The organism is Parasphingorhabdus sp. (assembly GCF_048267785.1).
Taxonomy (GTDB): domain Bacteria; phylum Pseudomonadota; class Alphaproteobacteria; order Sphingomonadales; family Sphingomonadaceae; genus Parasphingorhabdus.
In genome coordinates this window covers 155097-179389 of the sequence record NZ_JBLWWU010000007.1, presented here as the reverse complement: position 1 = coordinate 179389, position 24293 = coordinate 155097, and the positions used below count along the sequence as shown (strand labels likewise).

Sequence of the window (24293 nt, the reverse complement as noted above, 5' to 3'; positions counted from 1 at the left end):
CGCTGGAACCATAAATTTGAAACGGAAAAATAGCCATGTTCGCAATTGTGCGCACCGGCGGCAAACAATATCGGGTTGCCGCAGGAGATATTATCGCAGTCGAAAAACTAGCTGGTGAAGCTGGTGATTCGATCACTCTGGACGACGTTTTGCTGGCCGGAGACGGTGGCGACATGAAGGACCCTAAGGGCCTGACCGTTGCAGCTGAAATTATCGCCCAGGAAAAAGGCGAGAAGGTCATCATTTTCAAGAAACGCCGTCGGCACAATTATCGCCGCAAAAACGGCCATCGTCAGCAGCATACGGTGCTGAAGATCAGCGCCATCGGCTCTGAAAAGGCGCCGAAGAAGGCTGCTCCCAAGAAGGAAGCGGCTCCCGCCGAGGACAAGCCGGCGGCAAAAGCCAAGGCTGCTCCGGCTGAGAAGGCTCCCGCAAAAAAAGCACCAGCGAAAAAAGCTGCTGCCAAAACCGAAACAAAACCAGCTGCAGCCAAAAAGGCTCCAGCGAAGAAGCCAGCAGCCAAAAAGCCGGCTGCGAAGAAAGAGGACTAAACCATGGCACATAAGAAAGCAGGTGGTTCATCCCGCAACGGGCGCGATTCGGAAGGTCGTCGCCTGGGCGTCAAGAAATTTGGCAGCGAAGCCGTTGTCGCCGGTAATATTATCATCCGCCAACGCGGAACGAAGACCCATGCGGGTCGCAATGTCGGCATGGGCAAGGACCATACCCTTTTTGCGCTCATTGACGGCAAAGTGGCCTTTCACAAGGGCAAGCTCGGACGCAAATATGTGTCCGTCGACGCGATGGCAGAAGCCGCAGAATAACCGGACAATCGATAAAGGGTTGTCCTCCAGCAGGATGACCCGGCAGGTTCCAACGAACCACCAATTTCAGGGAGAGGGTCATCCTCTCCCTTTTTTTATCTCTCCCTGTCATAACGTCACGGTCTTGTAACGGTCGCCAGCTAACGGGCTAATCCAACAAGGCCGGGGGCGCCACGTGCATGATGATGGAGAGTCCCGATGTTTTCTGTAACACCAAGATTGCTGTTGAGACCCGGCTGGCCCGAGGATATCGATACGCTGTTCGCAGCGATCAACGATGAAATGCTTGTCCGCAACCTGGCAAGGGTGCCATGGCCCTATACACGCGATGATGCTGAACAATTTCTCGCCACTCCGCGGCCGACGCTGCAGCCAAATTTTCTGATTTTCCGTCGTGACGGACAAGCACCCCGGTTGCTCGGCTGTATCGGATTTGGAGACGATGGCGATGGACGTATCGAATTGGGCTACTGGATCGCACGTGATCATTGGGGACATGGCTATGCGACCGAGGCCGGTCGTGCGGTACTCGACATTGCGAGGACGCTTGGGCATCCGGAAATGCGGGCCGAGCATTTTGCCGACAATCCCGCCTCGGGAAGAGTGCTGAGGAAACTGGGTTTCAGGCCGACCGGCCGGACCATTCCGCGTTTTTCAACAGGGGGGGGTCAAGAAACCGATGCGGTACAATTCACACTTTCGCTGTCGGAAGATGATTCTGCGGACGATGTGATGCGAGACCTCGCGGCGTGATGTGATGCTCAGGCAACTTTCTTCAAAGGCTCCGGTTTGCGCCGGTCGTCCAATGTAGAGAGCTCAGCCGAATCGGTCTCCGCAACCATGATCGCGGCTTCATATTCGCTCTCGGCGAGCCGGATGAGGTCGCGGTCATCAATGTCCCAGGGATGAAAACCCGGTTTGAAAAATTGCACCAAGGGCCACAGCGTCCGCCGGAACGGTGCCGGGCCAACCAGCGCATAACGGGCCAGTCCGGTCCAGGCGCGGAACCCGGATATGCCATCTTGCCGCAGCAGGTCGATCACACCTTTTGTCCGGTTGATTGTAAAGCCGAGGGTGATTTTGGCCATGAACAGGCTGCGAACAAACCAGCGCTTGAGCGGATTCCAGTCTCTGGTCACATATAGCCAGGTATCATAAGCTACACCCTTATGCTCGACCTCTTCCGAAGCATGCCACAGCCAGAGGTTGCGCTGATGCTCGTCGGCATTTTCAAAATGCTTCGGGTTGGCGATCACCTCCGCCGCCAATATTGCGGTGATATGCTCGATACACATGGTCGCTACCAGATGGGCGATCTCAGGTCTGGCCCGGATACCATTGACCACATCAGCGATGGTTTGTTCCAGCCGCGAAATATCCAGATCACAGTCTGTCAGATGCTGGTTGAAGCAATGATGCTCGCGGCTATGGGTCGCCTCCTGCTGGATGAAAGCGCGGATTTCACCCTGCAATTTTGCCGGCACCCGATTGCGGAATTTCCTGAGCGACTCGATGAAAAAGGTCTCGCCTTTCGGGAAGGTCACCGACAGGGCGTTGAAAAAGGCCGAAGCGAAAGGATCGCCACCAATCCAGCGGCGGCGTTCGATCAGTTCGCTGGCAAAATAGCGGTTGCGGGATTTGATATGGAGATCGTCAGGCGTCGCGCTCTTATATCCATGATCGGACTTCTGTGCATGATCGGATTCGGTCGCCGCTCCGGCGATGGATAGTTTCCTGCCCATATTTTCGTATACCTTCCTGAAATTCAATATCAACGCGACGCTTTTGGTTAAGCGTTTTGTAGATAAGGAAGGTTAAGGATCCGCGTGGCAACATGCTTAAAATGCTTGGTTTACAATTCGTTATCACGATGAAAACCGGCGGAGTTTCGGGTTTTCCACAAGGTGGCGTTTAAAATATTCTGGTTTATTTGCGCCGGTAGCGGAAATACCAGACATCATGACCCTGACGACGTGCCTTGGCTTCATAGCGGGTCTCCGGCCAGCCACCGGGACGGATCATCCAGTCTTTCGGACTTTCGCACAGCCAGTCAAATTCGTCGCGCTGGTTCATGATCATGCAGGCCCATTCCAGATAGACCGGATGATCGGTGCCGAAGCGGAATTCCCCGCCCGGCTTCAGCTTTGCCGCGATCATGTCGACCGGTCCGTGGTTCATGAAGCGCCTTTTGGCATGACGCGCCTTCGGCCAGGGATCAGGGTGGAGAAGATAGACAAAGCTCAGCGTACCGTCGGGAATCCGTTCGAGCACATCGAGCGCATTGCCCATATGCAGGCGGACGTTGGCCAGATAGCCGTCGCGCACATGCTGCAATGCTCCGACCACGCCATTAAGATACGGCTCACAACCGATAAAGCCATGATCGGGCAACATGTCAGCTCGGCTTGCAAGATGTTCTCCGGCACCGAAGCCAATCTCGAAATGCAGCGGACGATCGCCGCCAAACAACGACTGGGCCGATACCGGACCCTCCACCGGGACGGCAATTTGCGGCAGCAGCTTTTCAACCAGTTCGACCTGTTGATCGCGCAGGGCATGACCCTGACGCCGCCCGTAGAGCTGCCGTATAGTCGTCGGATCGCCTTCTTTATGTGCCGTCATTGCCCTGAAATTTCTACCGTCATGGTCACCGTTAGAGAGCGGCTTTCAGCGCATCCACCAGATCGGTCTTTTCCCAGGTGAAGAAGTCGCCTTCCGCCTTGCGACCGAAATGGCCATAAGCGGCGGTCGGTGAATAGATCGGTTTGTTAAGACCGAGATGGGTGCGAATGCCTTTTGGCGTCAGGCGCACCAGCTGTGGCAATATTTCTTCCAGCCTCTCTTCGCTCACCGTGCCGGTGCCGTGCAGGTCGACATTGATCGACAGCGGTTCGGCAACACCGATCGCATAAGACAGCTGAATCGCGCAGCGTTTTGCAAGACCGGCAGCCACGATGTTTTTTGCCAGATAGCGCGTGATATAGGCTGCCGAGCGATCAACCTTGGTCGGATCCTTGCCCGAAAACGCGCCGCCGCCATGGGGACTCGCGCCACCATAGGTATCGACGATGATCTTGCGTCCGGTGAGACCAGCGTCGCCGTCCGGACCGCCAATTTCAAAACGACCGGTCGGGTTGACGTGGATCACCGTCTTGTCGGTGATAAAGCCCTCGGGCAATACCGACCGGAACACGCCCATCACATAATCATATAATTCGTCATACAGCGCCGGATTGTCGCTGCCCTTGAAATAGCCGGGCGCGTGCTGCGTCGAGACCACCAGAGCAACGGCCTCGACCGGCACTTCGTTGACGTAACGCAAGGTCACCTGACTCTTGCTGTCGGGCTCCAGAAACGGAGCTTTGCCGCTATGACGATCATTTGCCATCTGCTTCAGTATCTCGTGCGAATATTGCAGCGTCGCGGGCATCAGATCCGGCGTTTCGTCGCTGGCATAGCCGAACATGATACCCTGATCACCAGCGCCTTCATCCTTGTTGCCGCTTTCGTCCACGCCCTGCGCGATATGTGCCGATTGCGGGTGGAGATAGTTTTCGAAGGTCAGATTCCGCCAGTGAAACCCGTCCTGTTCATAGCCGATTTTCTTCACAGTTTCGCGAACAGCCGCCTGGATTTCTTCCTGCGCACCCGGAGCCCAATTGCCATTGGTATCGATCATGCCCTTGCCGCGAACCTCCCCTGCAAGAATCACCCGGTCGGTGGTGGTCAGGGTTTCACAAGCGACCCGCGCTTCGGGATCCTTCGAAAGAAACAGGTCAACGATTGCATCAGAAATCTGGTCTGACACCTTGTCGGGATGGCCTTCAGAGACCGATTCGGAGGTGAAGATAAATTCTGAACGCATGGCAAAATCCTGATTTGGGGCCAGAAAAAGTGTCAGCCTTTGGGACATAAGGGAAAGTTTATATGTGCTTTAACGGGCGCGGACGCGGATAGCAATGGCGGATAGCAGCAAAATCAGAGCCAGACCGAGCGAAAGGATATTGCCATAGCGCGCGAATAATGTGGGTGCATTCGCCTGCGGCAAGCGACTGTCAATCCGGCCGGCCTGTCCCATCGGGATGCTGGCTCTGATCGTTCCGTTGGCATCGATCACTGCCGAAATGCCGGTCGGGGTGGAGCGGATCACCGGCAAACCCTCTTCGATCGCCCGCAAGCGCGCCTGCGCCAGATGTTGCGGCGGCCCCCAGTTGCCGAACCAGGCATCATTGGACGGGTTGAAAATAAAATCGGGACGGTCCTCGCGGTCGGCAACCTGGCCGGAAAAAATAATCTCATAGCAGACCTGTATACCAGCCTTGCCAAACGTACCGAGATCGATCGACCGCGCACCCGGACCCGGCCAGAAATCGAAATCACCCGGGGCCAGACGCGAGAGGCCGATGGCGGACAGAAGCGGCCGCATCGGAAGATATTCACCATATGGCACCAGATGGGCCTTGTCATAGCGCCCCTGCAATTCCTGATCAGCGTCCATCGCAAAGACACTGTTGCGAGCACCGATCGCGCGGCCTTCCGCTTCGTCAAATTCGAGCTTTAGCGCACCCAGCACCAGCATATCGCCGGGTTTCATCAATCCGCCGAGTTGCTGGCGGACAAATTCGGGTGGGCGGCCATAATAATAGCGCGCCGGATAGCCGGTCTCGAGATAATCGGGTATCGCCGCTTCCGGCCAGAAGATGATCCGCGGGCTATCGTCCTCGCGAAGGGTCAGTTCGGCCAGCTTTGCCAGATTCTGCTCCTCATAGCCGGCCTTCCATTTATCCTGCTGGCCAATATTGGGCTGGACCACGGTGATCAGCGGCTGTTTCAGCGAGACCGGTGTCGTCCGAGGATGCGGAATCAGGGCGAGGCCCGCAAAGATGACGATCAGCGGAAAAGCCGGCTTCCATCTTTTCCGGCATAGCAACCACAGGCCGCCAGCCCCGGCAAACAGCAGCGCCGACAGGCCATAAGATCCGGCAAACATGCTGAGATCCGCCATCCGGCCGAGCGGTAGCGCAATCACCCCCAACGGATTCCAGATGAACCCGCTGAATAGCCAGCTTCTGAGCCACTCCGTGATGATCCACATTCCGGCAATAGCCAGCACGAATGTCCCGGGCCTGTCCTTGCCAATCCAATAAGCGCCCAGGGCAGCCAGCGCTGGGAAAACTGCGAGATAGAGCGACAGCAGGACCACCGCCACATAGCCGAGCCATTCGGGCATCGCCGCCTGGAAGGTGAAGGCCTTGGCGATCCAGTTGAGGCCGACGATGAAATGACCCAGGCCGAACAGCCAGCCGGTCAGAAAAGCGGCTTTCCGGCTTTGCGCCTGCATCACCATCGCGATCCACAAGGCCAGCATCAGCAGCGTCAGCGGCCACAGGTTGAGCGGCGCGAAACCGGTGGCGCTGACCGCGCCAGCGACAAGCGCAATGGCGTAGGGATGGCGAGCGATCAGGTGCTGGATTTTTATCACCTGCGGCTTTTGCCGTGTTCGCGCTCACCATTCAATTGCTAATTGCCGCCACCGGCATTTGCCTGCTATTGTCTGCCCATGAATATCATTCCTCTTCTCATGCTCGTCCTGTCGCAACCGGTAGCCGACCCACCCGTGCCACTCAACGAAACCCAGCAACGTGACCTGTCCTGTGTTGCCGTGCTGGCGATCATCGCTTCGGAGCAGGAGCGCGGCGTGGCAAGCGCATTCGATTATCCTTTGCTGACCGAACGCGGTGCGACCTATGCCGGTCTGGTCGGAAAGCGGATCATGGATGAAACCGGCAGAACGAGGGAGCAGGTCCGCGACGATATTCTGGCGGCGCTGGCGGCCGAGCAAACCCTTGGGAAAAATGCCGCGGATCCCGATGAAGCAGTCCGGCGGGAAATGACAACCTGCCTGCCCTTGCTCGATGCCGCGGTTCCGCCCAAACCGAAACCCGATCTCAACCAGTGCGCCGGCATGTTGCAGCTGGCCTATGAAGAAGTCCACGACCGGGAGGGTTTGTCCAAAACCGCGCAGGATTTGAAAACCCTGGCCGCTGTTCTGGACAGCCGCGCCCGCGACAGGATGCGCGCCGAGGGTCTGAGCGGTCAGGAAAGTGATATATTGCTCACCCAAAGCCGTGAGATGATACTGGCGGACGCTCAACAGAAAGCGGCCTTGGGTCAGGGTTCCGATCTGGATATCGAACATTGCTTCACGCTTGCCGCGCCCGAAGATAAAGGCAAACAATATGAACATTGAAACAAACACGCCGCTAAGGCCCTTCCATCTCGCCTTTCCGGTGCGCGATCTTGAGGAAGCGCGAAAATTTTACGGTGGCCTGCTTGGCTGCGCGGAAGGCCGCAGTGACCAACGCTGGATTGATTTCAGCCTGTTCGGACATCAGATCGTTACCCATCTCGACAAGCAGCATGATAACCGTCAACTGATCAACCCGGTTGATGGCGAAGAGGTGCCGGTTCCCCATTTTGGCGTGGTGTTGACAATGTCTGGCTGGCAGGCGCTGGCTGACCGTCTAACGGCAGCAGGCATCACCTTTGTCATCCCGCCGACGATCCGCTTCAAGGGCCAGACTGGCGAACAGGCAACGATGTTTTTTCAGGACCCCAGCGGCAATGCGCTCGAGTTCAAGGCCTTTGCCAGCGACGATCAACTGTTCGCCAAGGATTGAGAATCAGAGAAGCCTAGGCTTCATGCTCGCATTTCCAGCGTTCCAGCGCGTCTTCAAGTTGCCTTTCGGCCATGTCCCGGGCGGAATCGCGAGGCAGACCGAGCGAGCCAGACAGACGGTCGCCGATCAGCGCATCACCCAGGGCCATCAGAACCAGCGCCAGCGTGTCATCATGCTTTTCCCGGTCTTCGTGGCCGCCTTCGCCAATATCATCGACCAGCGCATGGATAGCATCGACAATCGGGTCGAGCGCGTCCTCGTTGCCGGTCAGCATCATCCACGACCAGAGCGCCGCCCCGCCCTGCTTGTCAAAAGCGTCGAACGTCAGGTCAACAATATCACGGACAGTCCCTTCGCCGGTACGGGATTTCAGGATCGCCTGCGCAATCATACCGCAAACCTCGTCTGACAAATAAGCTGCAAGCGCCTTTTGCAGGCCGGATGCGGAACCGAAATGGTGCAATAGATTGGCGTGGGTACGCCCGATACGGGCGGCAACCGCCTTTAAAGTAACCGACTGCGGGCCCGTTTCGATCAGCAAATCGCGGGCTGCTGCCAGCGCCATGTTACGGCTTGCTTCGGGGGACAGACGTCGCTTCGCTATTGACATTTATGTTAGTAACCTTATTATGAACCTCCTGACTATAGGCCGCATTCCGCAAAATGGAAACATCCGATGACCATGCTTCGTTCCGTCAACGCCAAACCGGAAACCATCCAGACGCCAACACCTGCCGATCATAAAATTACACCGCGCGACCGTCGTTTCGGGCGGGAAGAAGGTTATGATCCTGGAAAATACTGGCAAAATGGCGATCCTGTTGCGACAGCTTTTTACAATTGCCTGTCGCTCACCTTTCCGCGCGGCGAGGCGTTTTTCATTGAAAGCGTAAAAGCATTTAGGGACCATACGCCCGAAAAGCTGCAAAACGAGATTCGCGCTTTTGTAAAACAGGAAGTGATCCACAGCCGCGAACATCTGGCGCTCAACCGACGGGTGGAAGAAAATGGCTATGACACCAGCCGGATAGAAAAGCGGATCACCGAATCTCTCGCGATGACCAAGGACCGGCCCGAGATAACCAATCTGGCAGCGACCATGATCCTCGAGCATTTTACCGCGATCATGGCCCAGCAATTTCTGGCCAATCCGCTGCATTGGAAAAATTCCGACGAGGAAACCGCCGACCTGTGGCGCTGGCATGCACTGGAAGAGATTGAACACAAGGGCGTCGCCTATGACACATGGCTCTATGCGGCCAGGGACTGGAGTCGGCGAAAACGCTGGCAGGTGAAAGCGGTGATGATGATATTGATCACCCGCAATTTCTGGGGCAACCGCTGGCGTGATACGCTCGACCTGCTGGCGCAGGACGGTATCACCGGATGGCGGGTGAAAATGAAGCTGCTGAAATTCCTGCTCGTCAAGCCGGGCATTGCGCGGGCGATTATCATTCCCTGGTTCAAATTCTTCCTGCCGGGATTTCACCCGTGGAATGAAGACGACCGGCATTTGATCCAGCGGGCCGAAAGCGAATATGAAGCGGCGATCACGGGACGACCGGCGACAGTCTAGATCGCAGTGGTCAATGCGCCGCTTTGCTGACGTCGACTTTGTCGACCCATTCCGGGAAAAAGCTTGGTGCACGATTGGACCATCCGGGCGCTGTCGCAGCGGCCTCGCTGATCGATTGCAGCAAGCTCTTGCGGGACTTCGGATGGAGATGCGGAAGCGATGCCGCTGCACAAAATGCGCCGGGCAGCCATGGACGCGATTCCGGACCGAGCAGACGCTCATATAGAAAACGAAATGCCGGAAAACTGTGGATACGCCCCTGCCCCAGATCAAAGGCTGCCAGAGAAATCAGCGAAGGCATGAAGGCCTCGATACTGTCGATGGCACAATCCTCGGGAATTGCTTTGCGAATATCGCCGATCCGCCGGTATAGCGACATCTGGACCTTGATCCCCGCCTCCTCGACCTTGTCGCGAGACCATGTTTCAACGGCATCGGAGCGCTCAAGACCAATATCAAGCGAACGCCGGATATAGCGTTGGGTCGCAGAGCTGAAACTCGCGAACTCCTTCATCTCGGCCAGCGTCATGGCGCCGGGAACCGCTTGTGTTTCCTTGGGCATGTCTGCGCGTCTCCCTGTGGGCTCATCCCACCCGGACATTTGAGCAATATATGGTTAGCAATTGGTTAAATCGGCGGGATATAATTCCCTGCGGACGGGCCAAATTCAGAAAGTTGCGCGCCGGACTCAGAAAGTTTCGACCAACCGTAAGCCTGTTTCGACGGGACACGATTCCACTAGAGACAATTGATACCATATTGTCCTAAGCTGATGCGCAACGATGATTGAACACATATGAGAAAATTTGAACTGGGAAAACACAAGCCGTCGGTCGGGCATCAGGTCGCCATCCTGTCGATTCTGGGCTTCTGGCTTTTCTACGTGATTGTCCTGACCCTGCGCGCCTCGATCGGCGACTGGCCAGCTCAGGGTGAAATGGCAATGCGGCGGATTGTCGTGACGATTTTCGGTATCGGCATCACCTATCTACTCTATCTGTTATTTCAGCGCTTTGAGGAAAAGCCCCTGTCGACGCGGATCATCACGGCCTTTGCGGCCGCGATTCCCGCCGCAATCATTATCGCCTCGTTCAACCATTATATTTTCAATATCTATTATCCGGAAAATCTGTGGGACGAAGCGCATGTCGAGGAAATGCGCAAATATATGTCCCAGGAAAATCTGGCGCTCAAGGCCATTTCCGAAGATGCTATCTCCCGCTTTTTCTTCCTTATCAGCTGGGCCTCGCTCTACCTGACGCTCAGCTATGCCGGGGAAGTCCGTCAGGTCGAGCGCAAGGCCGCCCGCTTTGCGCAAGCAGCGCAGGATGCGGAACTCCGGTCATTGCGCTATCAGGTCAACCCCCATTTTCTGTTCAACACACTCAACAGTCTCAGCACTTTGGTCATGCGCAGCCAGCCGGAAGAAGCGGAAGAAATGATTCTCAATCTTTCAAAATTCTATCGCACCAGTCTCTCTGGAGATCCGCTGGAGGACGTTCCCTTGTCGGATGAAGTGCATCTGCAGAATCTCTATCTCGACATCGAAGCGGTCCGTTTCCCGGAACGCCTCCGGACCCAAGTGAATATTCCCAACGAATTGCTGGGCGTACTGGTGCCGGGTCTGATTCTGCAACCTCTGGTCGAAAACGCGATCAAACATAGCGTCGCACACAGCAAACGCCCGGTCACGATCACAATCAGTGCGCGGTCTGATGGCGATAATCTGATCCTGACGGTGGCCGACGATGGCGATCCGCGTCCGGTGGATCTGGACGATGACGGGACGAGCAGCGGTATCGGCCTCGCCAATGTCCGTGACCGGCTGGAAACGCGCTTTGGCCAGCAAGCGAGTCTACAGACTGTACGTCTCGCGGAAGGTGGCTATATTGCCCAACTGACCTTTCCGTTGATGCTGGACAATCCATGATAGAAGACATCGAAACCAAAGCGCTCAAGACACTGATCGTCGATGATGAACCGCTGGCGATCGAACGCCTGCAACTGCTTTGCGCACGACAGCCGGATATTGACCTGATCGGTACGGCCAGCGATGGCGAAGCGGCGCTGCGCCTTACCGAACAATTGAAACCCGATCTTCTGCTGCTCGACATCGCCATGCCCGGCAAGGACGGATTGCAGGTCGCGCGTGCCCTTTCCGGCAAGGCCGATGCCCCCGCGATCATCTTTGTCACCGCCTTTGACAGATTTGCTGTCGAGGCCTTTAATGTGGCAGCGATCGATTATGTGCTGAAACCGGTTGAGAACGAGCGACTGAAACTGGCAATTTCCAGGGTGCGGGAGCGGACTGCGGAACCGCGTAGCAGTGATGCGGACAATTCGCCCTGGGCAGAAGAATTCTGGGTTCCCTACAAGTCAGAACTGCGCCGCATCGTCGCCAGCGAAATCGACCGGGTCGAGGCCGAACGCGACTATATGCGGTTGCATGTCGGTAGCGTCAGCTATCTGCTGCACCAGACCATTACCGGTCTTGAAGAGCGTCTGAACCCGGAAGAGTTCATTCGCTTGCACCGTTCGCATCTGGTTCGCCGCGACTGGATTGCGGGACTGCGCCATGATGGCGGCGGCGTGTGGATGGCCTGCCTGAAGTGCGGCACCGAAATCCGCATCGGCCGGACCCACCTGGCAGAAGCGAAGAAGCTGGCGGGACGCTAGACGGATCAAACGCCCTAGAATCTGTTGCGCGCACCGATGCAATTGGGATTAATAATCGACAAGCGGCCCGGCAGGAGTCTATCCTGTCCCTCCATCTTCCGTGATCATCGGACTTTGTCTTGATATTGAATATTTTCATCATCCTGTCGGTGATAGCGACCGGCTTGCTGTTGCTCGCGCCGCGCCTGTCAAAATCGCAGGTCTGGCGGGCGACGGTGACGCCGCTGGCTTCGATCATCGGCAGCGGATTCCTGGTGCTCGCGCCGATATTGGTATCGGATTACGGCTATATCGCGCCGGCTATCATGGCTGGTCTGTGTCTCGGGGCCTATCTGTTCGGATCGGCGATCCGCTTCAATATTTTTCATCGCAATGTCCGCAAACCGGTTCAGAATGACGGCGTCAACCGGCTGGAAAATGCCGCCTCATGGGCGCTGGTTTTCGCTTTCACCATTTCGGTCGCCTATTATCTCAACCTGTTCGGTGCCTTCGGCGTCAGCCTGACGTCTTTCGACAGTCGTGCCAATGCCAAGTTGCTGACGTCCGCCGTCTATATCCTGATCCTGATCGTCGGCTGGACCCGCGGGTTCAAGGCGCTGGAAAAGATGGAATATAGCGCCGTGACGCTGAAACTGGCGATCATCGTTGGCCTGCTCGTCGGCCTGACCTGGTATTTCTACCAGAAGGCCAGCGCCGAGACGCTCTTTGCCCATCCCCCCCTGCTTTCCGGCTGGCCAGCTATAACGCTTGCCTTTGGCTTGATCATCACGGTCCAAGGCTTCGAAACCTCGCGCTATCTTGGCCGAGACTATGATGCTGCGACCCGGATCAAGTCGATGCGCCTCGCCCAGATCGTCAGCGCGGTGATCTACATGATCTATATCGGCCTGTTCGCCTATAGTTTCGAGCGCGAACAATTCGCCCTGACCGAGACCGCCATCATCGACATGATGGGTATCATTACCCCGGTTCTGCCGTTGCTGCTGGTGGCCGCTGCGCTGGCGGCGCAGTTCAGCGCGGCAATCGCCGATACCAGCGGATCCGGCGGGCTGGTCGAAGAATTGACCAAAGGCCATGTAAAAGCGCGTGCCGGTTATGCAATCTTGGTCGGAATCGGCCTGTTCCTGACCTGGAGTGTCAATATTTTCCAGATCATCGCTTACGCCAGCCGCGCCTTCGCACTCTATTATACGCTACAATCGGCGATTGCCGCACGACGAGCATTTCTTACTCCCGGAAAGCGACTGGAAGGCGTAGGTTTCATCCTCATGGCCATGTTGGGAACCATGATCATGTTGTTCGGCAATGATGTCGAATCAACTAACGGATAACAATTGCCTCAACTTTTGATCGTTCGTGGGCGCGCTTGCCGATAAGTTCCCAGAACCCGCACACTATTGCAGTGAAAGCTCAACTCCTCGAGCGCGCGATCTACTGCCGGATCCCCTGGAGCACCCTCAATGTCGACGAAAAATTCGGTCGCGGCAAAGCTGCTTCCCTGCTGGTAACTTTCGAGCTTGGTCATATTGACACCATTGGTCGCAAAGCCGCCCATCGCCTTGTATAGAGCCGCAGGAATATTTTTAACCTCGAAAACAAAAGTCGTCATCACCGGACCACTGGCTGCGGGTGTCGCTGCATCCCGGGCGAGCACAACAAAACGGGTGATATTGTCAGGAGAATCCTCAATCGCATCTTCAACCGGCTCCAGATCGTAAATCTGTGCAGCCAGACCGGGCGCAATGGCAGCCGCGTGCGGATCGTCGGACTGGGCGACAAAAGCCGCTGCGGCCGCTGTATCGGCATAGGCGACCGGGATGATACCGCGCTTGCGCAGATAATGGCGGCACTGGCCTAGCGCTTGCGGGTGACTCATCGCTGTCTTGATATTGGCGTGGGCCGATTTGGCCATCAAGCAATGCCGGATCGGCATGAAATATTCGTCGACAATATATAGTCCCGATTCGGGGAGCAGGAAGTGAATATCGGCAACCCGACCGTGCAGCGAATTTTCGATCGGAATGATCGCGCTTTCCGCCGTACCCTGCTTCACTGCATCGATCGCGTCTTCAAAAGCGAAACAGGGAACGGGTAGACAGTCCGGAGCATATTCGAGCGCAGCCAGATGCGAATTAGCACCGGGTGCGCCCTGAAAAGCAATTGCTTTTTCTGGCATCTCGGTGCCTTTTTCGGTCATTTTCCTGACCATACCCAATGCGTTTTTCGGAAAGCTGTCCATCATGCCTCTCTTTTGCAGCGCTGCGATAGTCGAACGGAACATGGCGGGGCAAGAAAGAAGTGGCCTTTCGACTAGGCCCAATCAATTTAGCAGCGATAATTGCGCCATTTGCGGCAATTGAGGTCTTGCGTTGCTCCTTCGCCCTCTTTACAGACAGCACAAATTTGGCAGGCCTATAGCCGCCGCTCACTCAGGGGTTTGAGAGACAATATGAGCAACAGTAACACCATCGCAGGCTGGGTTCTTGCTGGCGGCATTGCCGCACTGGGATTTTCCATCGTTAGCGGCAAATATTTCCACGCTGGCAAGCACGAGCGCCCGGAAGTCATGGGTTATGTGATCGAAGGTGTGGAAGCCTCCGGTGGCGCCGCGGCGGGCCCCTCGATTGAAGAGTTGTTGCAGACCGCCGATCCTGCTGCCGGCGAAAAAGTTTTTGCCAAATGCGCAGCATGTCACACGATCAACCAGGGCGGTGCCAATGGCATTGGTCCGAATTTGTGGGCCTCGATGGGCAAACCGCATGGCCATGTCGCCGGCTTTGCCTATAGCGATGCGCTGAAAAGCGTCCCGGGCAATTGGGACTGGAAAAGCATGGATGCCTGGCTGACCTCACCACGCAAATATGCAGAAGGTACGAAAATGACCTTTGCCGGCCTTGGCAAGGCTGAAGACCGTGCGAATCTCATGGTCTATCTGAACTCGCAGGGATCGAATATCCCCCTTCCCCCGGCACCGGTAGCGGAAGAACCCGCCGAAGAAGCTGTTGATGCGGAAGCAGAAGCAGGCACGGATGCCGAAGCTCAGGAAGCAGTCGAGGCAGACGCAGCGGCAGCGGAAGAATAATATTCCGCTGAATAGGCTCAGTTGCAGTCCAGTTCATAAAATTTCTGGATAATATCCCAGGCCTCGTCCGCGGTTTCCACGAACTGGAACAGATCAAGGTCCTTGCGGCTGATTGTGCCTTCATCTGCCAGGGCCTCAAAATTGACCACTCGGTCCCAAAATGTTTTACCGAACAACAATATCGGTAGCTTTTCCATTTTGCCGGTCTGCACAAGCGTGACCAGCTCGAGAAACTCGTCCAGCGTTCCAAACCCGCCAGGGAACACGGCAACCGCCCTCGCCCGGAGCAGAAAGTGCATTTTCCGCAGCGCGAAATAATGGAACTGGAAACTCAGGGACGGCGTCACAAATTTATTCGGTGCCTGCTCATGAGGCAGAACAATATTGAGCCCGATTGATTCTTTGCCGACATCAGCAGCACCGCGATTGGCGGCTTCCATGATCGAGGGTCCGCCACCGGAGCAGACAACGAAATCGCGCTTGCCATTGCTGGAAATACCGCAAGCACTGGCCAATCGTGCCAGATTGCGCGCTTCGTCATAAAATCTGGCTTTTTCTTTCAACCGCTTGGCGACTTTGAGAGTTTCCTCGTCCGTCGCGGCGTCGATCAGTGCGTCGGCTTGGTCAGGCGCGGGGATTCGTGCGGATCCGTACATCACCAACGTGGAGCCGATACCGGCTTCGTCGAGCAGCATTTCCGGCTTCAGCAATTCGAGCTGGAAACGGACAGGACGCAATTCTTCACGGAGCAGAAATTCGGTATCCTGGAAAGCCAGCCTATAGGCGGGGTCTCGCGTCTGAGCCGTGCCGACATCGGCCTTTTCGGCAAACTCGGCTTCCTGTTTGGCGTGGTAAAATCGGTCGTCGCGGAGATCTTTATTGGTCATGGCTTCGCCCTAGAGCAAAGATTTGTGACTGACCAGTGACCTTGTCCTGTTAACGACAATATCCGTTGCCGCTCATATCCAGATGAAAATGGTCGCGATGTGCTGCATTGTAATTGGGGCTCAGAACGGTGCCAAAACGCTTGCAGGCACTGTCATGTATCGCAGCCAGAAACAGCATTTCCTGACGTCCGCTTTTCCAGTTATTTTCAACCGTTATCCGGCGACCGTCGGTCAGCACAAAGGCCGACACGTCGATCGCATTGGCGTGGGCATGTTGTGACAATTTGCCTGATCCGGCAATATTGCGGCAATTGTAGCTGCCCATGGTTTCGATACGCTTGAGATCACTACCAAGATATTTGCGCGCCGCGCGTTTCACTGCATATTCGGTCCAGGCAGCAAATTTTCCGGCCAGCTCGCATTTCACCGGACCGAGATTGGTAACATCCGCTCCCACGTCAAGCAGTTTGATACTGTCGATCTGGCTGCATCCGCCACTGAAATGCCGATTGGGCAAGGGAGAGAAACGAACGTTGGCTTTGCCGAGATCGCTGAAACATTGGCGAGCGGCGGGCGTGGGGTTAAAAGAACCGAGCCCCGCAGATGGCTGAGGCCGTTGCGATTGACCGCTATTCCCCGCAGGTATCGCACCACAAGCGCTGAGCAATAGGGAAGCCAGGGCCAGAAATCCGACAGTCCGGCCACGGCGTGTAATTTGTAATTTCATTTCCATGCCAGGTTCAATGACAGAAGATGGTTAAATCCAAGCTGAAGATGATGGTTAATAAATGCTTACCAAAGGAGCGAATCGGAGCCTGCGACAGGTTGCGACAAAATTATGCTGGACCAAAGGGTCTGCGAATCCCATGATATTATCATGTCCCTTGTCCGAAAAATGAACAGCCTGCCGGTCTTTTGGCTGGTGCTGTCTATTCCTGCCATTCTGCTGGTCAGGGAATATTGGACAGGCGATATCATCGCGATGGACATGCTGCATCCGACGGGCGAATTTTCCGCGCGGTTCATGATCCTGGCTCTGATCATTACACCGCTTTCGGTGATATTCGGAAACCGCCGGTGGATTGGGTGGTTGATGAAACGCCGCCGGTCCTTCGGGCTTGCCGCCTTTGGATATGGTATGCTGCATCTGGTCTTCTACGTGATCGATATGGAAGCGCTGAAGCCGATTCTGGCAGAATTCTGGGCACCGGGAATCTGGACCGGATGGGCAGCGTTGATCCTGTTTGTACCGCTGGCGATTACCAGCAACAACGCATCCATGCGATGGCTCAAGCAGGGCTGGAAGCGATTGCAGCGACTGGTATATGTTGCTGCCTTGCTGACGCTGGCGCATTGGCTGTTGATACATGATGGCGTCAGCGGAGCTCTCGTCCACTTCATTCCGCTGTTGCTACTTGAGCTTTTGCGAGGCATTATCATATATGCCAGAGGAAGCAATGATGCGAAGCAGCGCGAATCGCTGCAAACCGAATAGGCCTGGAGAAAATGAGATGAAATATTCCGTAATAGCCGTCGCAACCGCCACGTTTCTTGCCACCGCTGGCTTGTCCTCCCCTGCTCTGGCAACCGGAAAGATGACCTGCGAAGCAGGACCACAGTCTGGCTGGAAAACGCAGGCCGAACTAAAAGCCGATCTGATCAAAAAAGGTTGGACCATCAAGAAATCAAAGATCGATGGCGGCTGCTATGAAGTCTATGGCACGACGCCGGAAGGAGACCGGGTCGAAGCCTATTTCCACCCGGTATCGCTGGAAAAATTGCTGGTTTCACGCCGCGGCGAGATTCTGTTCCGGAAGAAATAGCCGGTTTCATTCGCAACCAAGAACGCGCTTGACATGCTGCGCCGCACAAGACAAAGCGGCGCCGGGCCACGCGGTCCCAACGCCGCGCGAGCTCTCTGTAAGGAGAAGCGTTTAAATGACTGATACCAATGTACCGACGCCAGAATTGCGTCCTGACTGCCCGAATTTTTCTTCGGGTCCCACAGCCAAATTTCCCGGCTGGTCCCTCGACAAAATCAACACCATCGCCATGGGCCGTTCGCATCGTTCCGCAACCGGCAAGGCGCGCCTGAAATATGCTATCGACCTCAGCCGCGAGCTATTGGGCATCCCCGACGACTATCTGATCGGCATCGTGCCGGCGTCTGATACCGGAGCCGTCGAGCTGGCGATGTGGAATATGCTGGGCGCCCGTCCGGTGACGGTCGCGGCTTGGGAAAGCTTTGGCAATGTCTGGATCCAGGACGCTGTAAAGCAGCTAAAGCCTGCGAACCTGACCGTGCTCGAAGCCGATTATGGCGAAATTCCCGACCTGACCACGATCGACAAGGGTGACGATATCGTCTTCACCTGGAACGGCACGACCTCGGGCGCAAGAATTCCCGATACCGACTGGATTGCCGACGACCGCGAAGGTGTCACCATCAACGACGCGACCAGTGCCGTCTTTGCCCAGCCGATGGACTGGTCGAAGCTCGATGCCACCACCTACAGCTGGCAGAAGGTCATGGGTTCCGAAGCCGGTCACGGCATGCTGATCCTCAGCCCGCGCGCCGTCGAACGGATTGAAAGCTACACCCCGTCCTGGCCGCTGCCGAAAATCTTCCGGGTGAAAAAGGGCGACAAGCTCAACACCGCGATTTTTGAAGGCGCGACGATCAACACGCCGTCGCTGCTCGCGACCGAAGACTATATCGCTTCGCTCGAATGGGCCAAGTCGATCGGCGGCTTGCCCGAACTGCATGCCCGCGCCGACCGCAATGCCAAGACGGTTCACGACTGGCTCGAAGCCACGCCGTGGATGCGCAATATGGTCAGCGATCCGGCCAAATGGACCAACACCGGCGTCTGCATGGTGTTCCAGGGTGACTGGTATGACAGCCTCGACGACGACGCCAAGGCTTCCGTGCCCAAGAAGATCGCCGCAATGCTCGAGAAGATGGACATTGCCTATGACTTCAACGGCTATCGCGATGCTCCACCGTCGCTTCGCATCTGGTGCGGTTCGACGGTCGAGCAGGAAGACATTCGCCGTCTGCTGCTGTGGATCGAATGGGCCTATGCTCAGGTGAAAGCCGAGCTTTCCTAATTGTGTCGCCCCGGCGCAAGCCGGGGCCAGACCAATGCCCTGCTGTAAAGCCATTGGTCTAGAAGCCGGCCCATGCCGGCGCGATCATTCCGACAAGGAACATTATCATGCCAAAAGTACTTATTTCCGACAAAATGGACCCGAAAGCCGCCGAGATTTTTCGGCAGCGTGGTTGCGACGTTGACGAAATTACCGGCCAGACGCCGGAAGAGCTGATGAAGATCATCGGCGAATATGACGGCCTTGCCATTCGCTCCTCGACCACAGTCACGCCCGAAATACTGGAAGCCGCGACCAACCTGAAAGTCGTTGGCCGCGCCGGTATCGGCGTCGACAATGTGGATATCCCGGCTGCTTCCGCCAAGGGCGTCGTGGTCATGAACACGCCGTTCGGCAACAGCATCACCACGGCAGAACATGCCATCGCGCTGATGTTCGCCCTCGCGCGCCAGCTTCCATCAGCCGATGTGTCCACACAGGCTGGCAAATGGGAAAAATCCAAATTCATGGGCGTCGAGCTGACCAACAAGACGCTTGGCCTGATCGGCGCCGGCAATATCGGTTCGATTGTTGCCGAGCGCGCCATCGGCTTACGGATGAAAGTTGTCGCTTATGATCCGTTCCTGACCGAAGAGCGGGCCGTGGAAATGGGTGTTGAGAAAGTCTCGCTGGACGATCTGCTCGCCCGCGCCGACTTCATCACCATGCACACGCCGCTCACCGACCAGACACGCAATATCCTGTCTGCGGAAGCCCTGGCCAAGACCAAGCCGGGCGTGCGCATCATCAACTGCGCGCGCGGCGGCCTGATCGACGAGGCAGCCTTGAAAGAGGCTCTCGAATCCGGCCATGTCGCCGGCGCTGCGCTTGACGTTTATGCACAGGAGCCAGCGAAGGAAAATGCGTTATTCGGTACGCCGAACCTGATCTGCACCCCGCATCTCGGCGCTTCGACCAGCGAGGCTCAGGTGAATGTGGCAATCCAGGTCGCCGAACAGATGGCCGATTATCTGGTCAATGGCGGCGTCGAAAATGCGCTCAATATGCCAAGCCTCTCGGCTGAACAGGCGCCGAAGCTGAAACCCTATATGGCGCTTGCCACCCAGCTCGGTTCTCTCGTCGGCCAGCTTGCCGCCGACCAGATCAAGGGCGTTGCGGTTGAAGTCGAAGGCGCAGCAGCCGAACTGGACCAGAAGCCGATTACAGCAGCGGTGCTGGCCGGACTGATGCGGGCCTATAGCGACACCGTGAATATGGTCAACGCGCCCTATCTGGCGAAAGAACGCGGTCTCGATGTCCGCGAAATCCGTCACGAGCGCGAAGGCGACTATCACACGCTGGTCCGGGTATCGGTAACCACCGACGAAGGCGAAAAATCGGTTGCCGGCACCCTGTTCGGATCTTCCGGACCACGGCTGGTCGAGATGTTCGGCATCAAGGTCGAAGCCGATATGGAAGGCGACATGCTCTATATCGTCAACCGCGACGAGCCCGGCTTTATCGGCCGCGTCGGTTCGACGCTTGGCGAAGCGGGCGTCAATATTGGCACGTTCCACCTTGGCCGTCGCAGCGATGCGCCAGGTGGCGAAGCGGTCTTGCTGCTTTCGATCGATTCGCCGGTGGAAGAGCCGGTTCTCTGGTCCGTTTGCCAGTTAGAAGGCGTAAAGACGGTCAAGGCACTAAGCTTTTAGTTCGATAGACCGAGACCCAAGAAAAAGGATGGCCTGAGCCTTTGCTTGGGCTATGGAGCAGGGCCATGCGAACACCATCGAACCTCTTGCCCGAAGGATTCCACGACGCGCTGCCGCCTTATGCCGAGGCGGCATCGCGACTCGAACGCGACGTGCTCGATACCTTGGCCAGCCATGGATATGCCCGGGTAACGCCTCCGCTCGCAGAATATGAAGATGGACTGACCGAACGGATGCAGGGGGCATCGCGTAGCGACCTGATGCGCTTCGTCGATCCGATTTCTCAGCGCACTCTGGCGTTGCGACCGGATATGACGATGCAGATCGGTCGTATTGCCAAGACCAGTCTGGCTGATCGGTCGCGGCCGCTCCGGCTCAGCTATTCGGGACAGGTTTTGAAACTGCGGTCGGGACAATTGCAACCAGAACGCAGCCGGTTGCAAATTGGCGCCGAGCTGATTGGCAGCGATAGCGTCGTCGCGGCCAGCGAAATTGTCTCGGTTGCGATCGAGGCACTGGAGCGTGCAGGCGTTTCTGGCATTACCGTCGATTTCACCATGCCCGATCTGATCGACATATTGGCAGCGGGTCCGTTGCCGCTGAACGAAGCCCAGATTAAAGAAGTGCGCGGCGAACTGGACATGAAGGATGCCGGTGGCCTGAGCGCCATGGGTGCAACCGGCTATCTGCCGCTGATCGAAGCGACCGGCCCGTTTGACGAGGCAATGGCAAGATTGCGCGAATTTGATACCGACGGCTTGCTCGATTCGCGACTGGATGGTGTTTCCCGGATCGCCGCAAGCATCAAGGGGAAAGCCAGCCTCACTCTTGACCCGACCGAACGCCATGGCTTTGAATATCAGAACTGGTTCGGCTTCACGCTGTATGCCGAAAGCTTTATCGGCGCGCTGGGGCGCGGCGGCAGCTATGAAATTGCGCGTCACGATGACGAATCCGAAGCGGCGGTCGGCTTTTCGCTTTACCCCAATCCGCTGATCGATGCCGGTTTTGGCGCGAAAGCCAGCGAGCAGGTTTTCTTGCCGCTCGGACATGATCAATCCGCAGCCGCACGGTTGAGAGAGAACGGCTGGCGCACGGTGGCCGCCCTTTCAGACAAGGATCAGGCCGAAGCGCTTGGTTGTTCCCATATTTTGAACGGCAATCAGCCGGAACCATTATAAGAAAGTGAATCCATGGCCAATGTAACGGTAATCGGCGCACAATGGGGTGATGAGGGCAAAGGCAAGATAGTCGACTGGCTGTCTGAACGCGCCGATGTTGTGGTCCGCTTTCAGGGTGGCCATAATGCCGGCCACACGCTGGTTGTTGATGGCGCGGTTTACAAGCTTTCGTTGCTCCCGTCTGGCATTGTCCGTGGCGCATTGTCGATCATCGGCAATGGTGTCGTGCTCGATCCCTGGCATTTGCGCGATGAGATCAAGAAGCTGGAAAGCCAGGGTGTCGCGATTAACATCGATAATTTCGGTATCGCCGAAACCTGCCCGCTGATCCTGCCGATCCACCGCGATCTCGACGCCATGCGCGAAGACGCCAGCGGAAAGGGCAAGATTGGTACAACCCGGCGCGGCATTGGGCCCGCTTATGAAGACAAGGTCGGGCGCCGTGCGATCCGGGTCTGCGATCTCGCCCATCTCGACGATCTGGGACCGCAGCTCGACCGGCTGTGTGCGCATCATGACGCGCTCCGTGCCGGCTTCGGCGAACCACCTGTGGATCGCGAACGGCTGCTCAATGACCTGAAGGAAATCGCGAGCAGCGTTCTGCAATATGCCCAGCCCGTCTGGAAACGCCTCAACGAAGCCCGGCGCGACGGCAAACGCATCCTCTTCGAGGGCGCGCAGGGCGTGCTGCTTGATGTCGATCATGGCACCTATCCGTTCGTCACCAGTTCAAACACGATTTCCGGCACCGCTGCTGGGGGATCGGGTATCGGTCCGTCCGGCACGGGCTATGTCCTGGGAATAACCAAGGCTTATACAACCCGGGTCGGGTCCGGGCCGTTTCCGACGGAGCTCGACGATGCGATCGGTCAGCGACTGGGCGAACGCGGGCATGAATTTGGTACGGTAACCGGCCGTCAACGGCGCTGCGGCTGGTTCGATGCCGTGCTCGTGCGCCAGGCGCTCGCCGTGTCTGGTGTTGCCGGAATTGCGCTTACCAAACTCGACGTGCTCGACGGGTTCGAGGAACTGAAAATATGTGTTGGCTATGATCTGGACGGCGTGACATATGATTATCTTCCACCGCATCATCAGGATCAGGCGGCGGTCAAACCGATTTACGAGACGCTGGAGGGCTGGAACGAAACCACCGCCGGTGCGCGCAGCTGGGCAGACCTGCCGGCACAGGCGATCAAATATATCAAGCGGGTTGAGGAACTGATCCAATGCCCGGTTGCACTGGTGTCGACCTCGCCCGAACGTGACGATACGATTCTGGTGACGGATCCCTTTGCTGATTAAACGCTATCGGCGTCCCGATAACGGGGCACTGGTCTATGAGGATCGGACAAAAGCAATGCTGAATGTCGGGTCTTGCATGGCTCATGGTTCCTTGATCACCGCGCCACCTCAGGCTCTCCTGACCATTTTGGTGAAGGCAGGCCTTCATTGACTATACATCGTCAGTTCATCGCGGCGATGTCACCAAGCTCGAGCAATCATGTCCCATTTTTAATGTGGTCGTTCTAAACCAAAGTAATCCCTGTTTTATGCGTAGCTTTTTCAAACTCCAGTCACTCGACTTGGCGATCGATCTCGGTACTGCCAACACGCTCATCTATGTGCGCGATAATGGTATCATGCTCAACGAACCATCCGTCGTGGCTCTGGAAACCAATGACGGTGTGACAAAGGTGCGTGCGGTCGGCAGCGATGCAAAATTGATGATGGGCAAGACGCCCAGCAATATCAGCGTCATTCGTCCCCTCAAGGACGGGGTCATCGCCGACCTGGATGTCGCCGAGCAGATGATCAAACATTTCATCCAAAAAGTGCACCAAAAGAAGCCGGGGATGTTCCGTCGCTTCGACATTGTCGTCTGCATTCCTTCCAGTTCGACCAACGTGCAACGCCGCGCACTTCGCGATGCCGCCTCGAATGCCGGCGGATCGAGCGTATTCTTCGTTGAGGAACCGATGGCCGCTGCCATTGGTGCGGGGATCCCGGTCGCCGAACCAACCGGCGCTATGGTGGTCGATATTGGCGGAGGAACGACCGAAGTTGCAATTCTGTCCTTGCAGGGCTTGGCGTATAGTACATCCGGACGGATGGGCGGCGACAAGATGGATGACGCCATCGCCTATCATATCCGGCGCAAGCATAACCTGGCGATCGGTGAAACCACCACCGAACTGATCAAACATGAAATGGCGAGCGCGGTGAGCCCGGTCGACAAGGGCCAGACCATGCATATCAAGGGCCGAGATCTGGTCAGCGGCATGCCAAAGAAAATCGCTATCACCGAAGCCGAAATTGCCCATGCCATTGCCGAGCCAGTGAGCCAGATAGCCGAATCCGTGCTCAATGCGCTGGAGAATACCAAACCGGAACTGGCCGCCGACATCATGGATCAGGGCATTGTCCTGACCGGTGGTGGTGCATTATTGGGACGGATCGACGAATTTATCGCCGACAAAACAGGATTGCCGGTTACCATTGCGGATGACCCGCTGACCTGCGTCGCCAACGGAGCTGGCCGTGCGCTGGAAGACCCGCTTTTCACCAATGTATTGTTTCCTACGTGA

26 protein-coding genes are annotated in these 24293 nt (G+C 56.6%); 17 read left to right on the top strand and 9 right to left on the bottom strand.

Annotated features, from left to right (window positions below; genetic code table 11):
- Positions 1–35: 35 nt before the first annotated feature.
- The 3 genes from rplU to ACN0VD_RS07950 all read left to right on the top strand — a co-directional run bounded on the left by rplU (position 36) and on the right by ACN0VD_RS07950 (position 1577).
- On the top strand, positions 36–551 hold the full coding sequence (gene rplU, locus ACN0VD_RS07960) for a 50S ribosomal protein L21 (RefSeq protein ID WP_417593402.1): 516 nt from the start codon (positions 36–38) through the stop codon (positions 549–551).
- A 3-nt stretch (positions 552–554) separates the two neighbouring features.
- Positions 555–824 carry a 50S ribosomal protein L27 gene (gene rpmA, locus ACN0VD_RS07955; RefSeq protein WP_417593401.1) on the top strand — a complete coding sequence of 90 codons (270 nt, stop codon included), beginning with the start codon at positions 555–557 and terminating at the stop codon, positions 822–824.
- Between the two features lie 198 nt (positions 825–1022).
- Positions 1023–1577, top strand: coding sequence for a GNAT family N-acetyltransferase (locus ACN0VD_RS07950; protein ID WP_417593400.1), 555 nt, complete (start codon positions 1023–1025; stop codon positions 1575–1577).
- Between the two features lie 8 nt (positions 1578–1585).
- Here the strand turns inward: ACN0VD_RS07950 and ACN0VD_RS07945 are convergent, their stop codons facing one another.
- From ACN0VD_RS07945 to lnt, 4 genes are all read right to left on the bottom strand, one after another.
- The gene (locus ACN0VD_RS07945; protein ID WP_417593399.1) at positions 1586–2566 is read right to left on the bottom strand and encodes a metal-dependent hydrolase; all 981 of its coding nucleotides are present in this window, start codon (positions 2564–2566) and stop codon (positions 1586–1588) included.
- 184 nt (positions 2567–2750) lie between these two features.
- Positions 2751–3446, bottom strand: a complete 696-nt coding sequence (gene trmB, locus ACN0VD_RS07940) for a tRNA (guanine(46)-N(7))-methyltransferase TrmB (protein WP_417593398.1) — start codon at positions 3444–3446, stop codon at positions 2751–2753.
- 31 nt (positions 3447–3477) lie between these two features.
- Entirely contained in the window at positions 3478–4689 is a 1212-nt protein-coding gene (gene metK / locus ACN0VD_RS07935) for a methionine adenosyltransferase (protein ID WP_417593397.1), read from the bottom strand.
- A gap of 69 nt (positions 4690–4758) precedes the next feature.
- Positions 4759–6297, bottom strand: coding sequence for an apolipoprotein N-acyltransferase (gene lnt, locus ACN0VD_RS07930; protein WP_417593408.1), 1539 nt, complete (start codon positions 6295–6297; stop codon positions 4759–4761).
- Between the two features lie 87 nt (positions 6298–6384).
- Here lnt and ACN0VD_RS07925 point away from each other — a divergent pair, with 87 nt between their 5' ends.
- Together ACN0VD_RS07925 and ACN0VD_RS07920 are read left to right on the top strand one after the other, a co-directional pair.
- On the top strand, positions 6385–7074 hold the full coding sequence (locus ACN0VD_RS07925) for a hypothetical protein (RefSeq protein ID WP_417593396.1): 690 nt from the start codon (positions 6385–6387) through the stop codon (positions 7072–7074).
- Positions 7064–7504 (top strand): VOC family protein, encoded by a 441-nt coding sequence (locus tag ACN0VD_RS07920; protein ID WP_417593395.1) that lies wholly within the window; start codon positions 7064–7066, stop codon positions 7502–7504. Before ACN0VD_RS07925 ends, ACN0VD_RS07920 begins: the two co-directional genes overlap by 11 nt.
- A gap of 13 nt (positions 7505–7517) precedes the next feature.
- Here ACN0VD_RS07920 and ACN0VD_RS07915 read toward each other — a convergent pair whose 3' ends face one another.
- On the bottom strand, positions 7518–8114 hold the full coding sequence (locus ACN0VD_RS07915) for a helix-turn-helix domain-containing protein (protein ID WP_339688932.1): 597 nt from the start codon (positions 8112–8114) through the stop codon (positions 7518–7520).
- Between the two features lie 66 nt (positions 8115–8180).
- Between ACN0VD_RS07915 and ACN0VD_RS07910 the strand changes: the two genes are divergently transcribed.
- Positions 8181–9080 (top strand): metal-dependent hydrolase, encoded by a 900-nt coding sequence (locus ACN0VD_RS07910; RefSeq protein WP_417593394.1) that lies wholly within the window; start codon positions 8181–8183, stop codon positions 9078–9080.
- Positions 9081–9090: 10 nt separating this feature from the next.
- Here the strand turns inward: ACN0VD_RS07910 and ACN0VD_RS07905 are convergent, their stop codons facing one another.
- Entirely contained in the window at positions 9091–9642 is a 552-nt protein-coding gene (locus tag ACN0VD_RS07905; protein WP_417593393.1) for a hypothetical protein, read from the bottom strand.
- 234 nt (positions 9643–9876) lie between these two features.
- Between ACN0VD_RS07905 and ACN0VD_RS07900 the strand changes: the two genes are divergently transcribed.
- From ACN0VD_RS07900 to ACN0VD_RS07890, 3 genes are all read left to right on the top strand, one after another.
- The gene (locus ACN0VD_RS07900; protein WP_417593392.1) at positions 9877–11010 is read left to right on the top strand and encodes a sensor histidine kinase; all 1134 of its coding nucleotides are present in this window, start codon (positions 9877–9879) and stop codon (positions 11008–11010) included.
- Positions 11007–11756 (top strand): LytR/AlgR family response regulator transcription factor, encoded by a 750-nt coding sequence (locus ACN0VD_RS07895; protein ID WP_417593390.1) that lies wholly within the window; start codon positions 11007–11009, stop codon positions 11754–11756. Before ACN0VD_RS07900 ends, ACN0VD_RS07895 begins: the two co-directional genes overlap by 4 nt.
- 119 nt (positions 11757–11875) lie before the next feature.
- Positions 11876–13087: a hypothetical protein gene (locus tag ACN0VD_RS07890; RefSeq protein ID WP_417593388.1), complete on the top strand. Its 1212-nt coding sequence runs from the start codon at positions 11876–11878 to the stop codon at positions 13085–13087.
- 8 nt (positions 13088–13095) lie between these two features.
- Here ACN0VD_RS07890 and ACN0VD_RS07885 read toward each other — a convergent pair whose 3' ends face one another.
- Complete coding sequence (locus tag ACN0VD_RS07885) at positions 13096–13965, bottom strand: prephenate dehydratase (protein WP_417593407.1); 870 nt, start codon at positions 13963–13965, stop codon at positions 13096–13098.
- Between the two features lie 240 nt (positions 13966–14205).
- Between ACN0VD_RS07885 and ACN0VD_RS07880 the strand changes: the two genes are divergently transcribed.
- Positions 14206–14838, top strand: a complete 633-nt coding sequence (locus ACN0VD_RS07880; protein WP_417593386.1) for a c-type cytochrome — start codon at positions 14206–14208, stop codon at positions 14836–14838.
- A 17-nt stretch (positions 14839–14855) separates the two neighbouring features.
- Here the strand turns inward: ACN0VD_RS07880 and ACN0VD_RS07875 are convergent, their stop codons facing one another.
- On the bottom strand, positions 14856–15725 hold the full coding sequence (locus ACN0VD_RS07875; RefSeq protein WP_417593384.1) for a TIGR00730 family Rossman fold protein: 870 nt from the start codon (positions 15723–15725) through the stop codon (positions 14856–14858).
- Between the two features lie 49 nt (positions 15726–15774).
- Positions 15775–16458, bottom strand: coding sequence for an extensin family protein (locus ACN0VD_RS07870; RefSeq protein ID WP_417593382.1), 684 nt, complete (start codon positions 16456–16458; stop codon positions 15775–15777).
- Positions 16459–16602: 144 nt separating this feature from the next.
- Between ACN0VD_RS07870 and ACN0VD_RS07865 the strand changes: the two genes are divergently transcribed.
- From ACN0VD_RS07865 to ACN0VD_RS07835, 7 genes are all read left to right on the top strand, one after another.
- Positions 16603–17220 (top strand): sulfite oxidase heme-binding subunit YedZ, encoded by a 618-nt coding sequence (locus tag ACN0VD_RS07865; protein ID WP_417593380.1) that lies wholly within the window; start codon positions 16603–16605, stop codon positions 17218–17220.
- 16 nt (positions 17221–17236) lie between these two features.
- Positions 17237–17548, top strand: coding sequence for a PepSY domain-containing protein (locus ACN0VD_RS07860; RefSeq protein WP_417593378.1), 312 nt, complete (start codon positions 17237–17239; stop codon positions 17546–17548).
- A gap of 115 nt (positions 17549–17663) precedes the next feature.
- On the top strand, positions 17664–18836 hold the full coding sequence (locus ACN0VD_RS07855) for a phosphoserine transaminase (RefSeq protein WP_417593376.1): 1173 nt from the start codon (positions 17664–17666) through the stop codon (positions 18834–18836).
- Between the two features lie 107 nt (positions 18837–18943).
- Positions 18944–20527: a phosphoglycerate dehydrogenase gene (serA, locus tag ACN0VD_RS07850; RefSeq protein ID WP_417593374.1), complete on the top strand. Its 1584-nt coding sequence runs from the start codon at positions 18944–18946 to the stop codon at positions 20525–20527.
- Positions 20528–20592: 65 nt separating this feature from the next.
- Entirely contained in the window at positions 20593–21708 is a 1116-nt protein-coding gene (locus ACN0VD_RS07845; protein ID WP_417593372.1) for an ATP phosphoribosyltransferase regulatory subunit, read from the top strand.
- Between the two features lie 12 nt (positions 21709–21720).
- Positions 21721–23010 (top strand): adenylosuccinate synthase, encoded by a 1290-nt coding sequence (locus ACN0VD_RS07840; RefSeq protein WP_417593370.1) that lies wholly within the window; start codon positions 21721–21723, stop codon positions 23008–23010.
- A gap of 248 nt (positions 23011–23258) precedes the next feature.
- Complete coding sequence (locus ACN0VD_RS07835; RefSeq protein ID WP_417593368.1) at positions 23259–24293, top strand: rod shape-determining protein; 1035 nt, start codon at positions 23259–23261, stop codon at positions 24291–24293.

Coding starts and splice junctions, on each gene's coding strand:
- rplU (WP_417593402.1), top strand. CDS start 36: ATGTTCGCAATTGTGCGCACCGGCGGCAAACAATATCGGGTTGCCGCA.
- rpmA (WP_417593401.1), top strand. CDS start 555: ATGGCACATAAGAAAGCAGGTGGTTCATCCCGCAACGGGCGCGATTCG.
- ACN0VD_RS07950 (WP_417593400.1), top strand. CDS start 1,023: ATGTTTTCTGTAACACCAAGATTGCTGTTGAGACCCGGCTGGCCCGAG.
- ACN0VD_RS07945 (WP_417593399.1), bottom strand. CDS start 2,566: ATGGGCAGGAAACTATCCATCGCCGGAGCGGCGACCGAATCCGATCAT.
- trmB (WP_417593398.1), bottom strand. CDS start 3,446: ATGACGGCACATAAAGAAGGCGATCCGACGACTATACGGCAGCTCTAC.
- metK (WP_417593397.1), bottom strand. CDS start 4,689: ATGCGTTCAGAATTTATCTTCACCTCCGAATCGGTCTCTGAAGGCCAT.
- ACN0VD_RS07925 (WP_417593396.1), top strand. CDS start 6,385: ATGAATATCATTCCTCTTCTCATGCTCGTCCTGTCGCAACCGGTAGCC.
- ACN0VD_RS07920 (WP_417593395.1), top strand. CDS start 7,064: ATGAACATTGAAACAAACACGCCGCTAAGGCCCTTCCATCTCGCCTTT.
- ACN0VD_RS07915 (WP_339688932.1), bottom strand. CDS start 8,114: ATGTCAATAGCGAAGCGACGTCTGTCCCCCGAAGCAAGCCGTAACATG.
- ACN0VD_RS07910 (WP_417593394.1), top strand. CDS start 8,181: ATGACCATGCTTCGTTCCGTCAACGCCAAACCGGAAACCATCCAGACG.
- ACN0VD_RS07905 (WP_417593393.1), bottom strand. CDS start 9,642: ATGCCCAAGGAAACACAAGCGGTTCCCGGCGCCATGACGCTGGCCGAG.
- ACN0VD_RS07900 (WP_417593392.1), top strand. CDS start 9,877: ATGAGAAAATTTGAACTGGGAAAACACAAGCCGTCGGTCGGGCATCAG.
- ACN0VD_RS07895 (WP_417593390.1), top strand. CDS start 11,007: ATGATAGAAGACATCGAAACCAAAGCGCTCAAGACACTGATCGTCGAT.
- ACN0VD_RS07885 (WP_417593407.1), bottom strand. CDS start 13,965: ATGGTCAGGAAAATGACCGAAAAAGGCACCGAGATGCCAGAAAAAGCA.
- ACN0VD_RS07880 (WP_417593386.1), top strand. CDS start 14,206: ATGAGCAACAGTAACACCATCGCAGGCTGGGTTCTTGCTGGCGGCATT.
- ACN0VD_RS07875 (WP_417593384.1), bottom strand. CDS start 15,725: ATGACCAATAAAGATCTCCGCGACGACCGATTTTACCACGCCAAACAG.
- ACN0VD_RS07870 (WP_417593382.1), bottom strand. CDS start 16,458: ATGGAAATGAAATTACAAATTACACGCCGTGGCCGGACTGTCGGATTT.
- ACN0VD_RS07865 (WP_417593380.1), top strand. CDS start 16,603: ATGTCCCTTGTCCGAAAAATGAACAGCCTGCCGGTCTTTTGGCTGGTG.
- ACN0VD_RS07860 (WP_417593378.1), top strand. CDS start 17,237: ATGAAATATTCCGTAATAGCCGTCGCAACCGCCACGTTTCTTGCCACC.
- ACN0VD_RS07855 (WP_417593376.1), top strand. CDS start 17,664: ATGACTGATACCAATGTACCGACGCCAGAATTGCGTCCTGACTGCCCG.
- serA (WP_417593374.1), top strand. CDS start 18,944: ATGCCAAAAGTACTTATTTCCGACAAAATGGACCCGAAAGCCGCCGAG.
- ACN0VD_RS07845 (WP_417593372.1), top strand. CDS start 20,593: ATGCGAACACCATCGAACCTCTTGCCCGAAGGATTCCACGACGCGCTG.
- ACN0VD_RS07840 (WP_417593370.1), top strand. CDS start 21,721: ATGGCCAATGTAACGGTAATCGGCGCACAATGGGGTGATGAGGGCAAA.
- ACN0VD_RS07835 (WP_417593368.1), top strand. CDS start 23,259: ATGCGTAGCTTTTTCAAACTCCAGTCACTCGACTTGGCGATCGATCTC.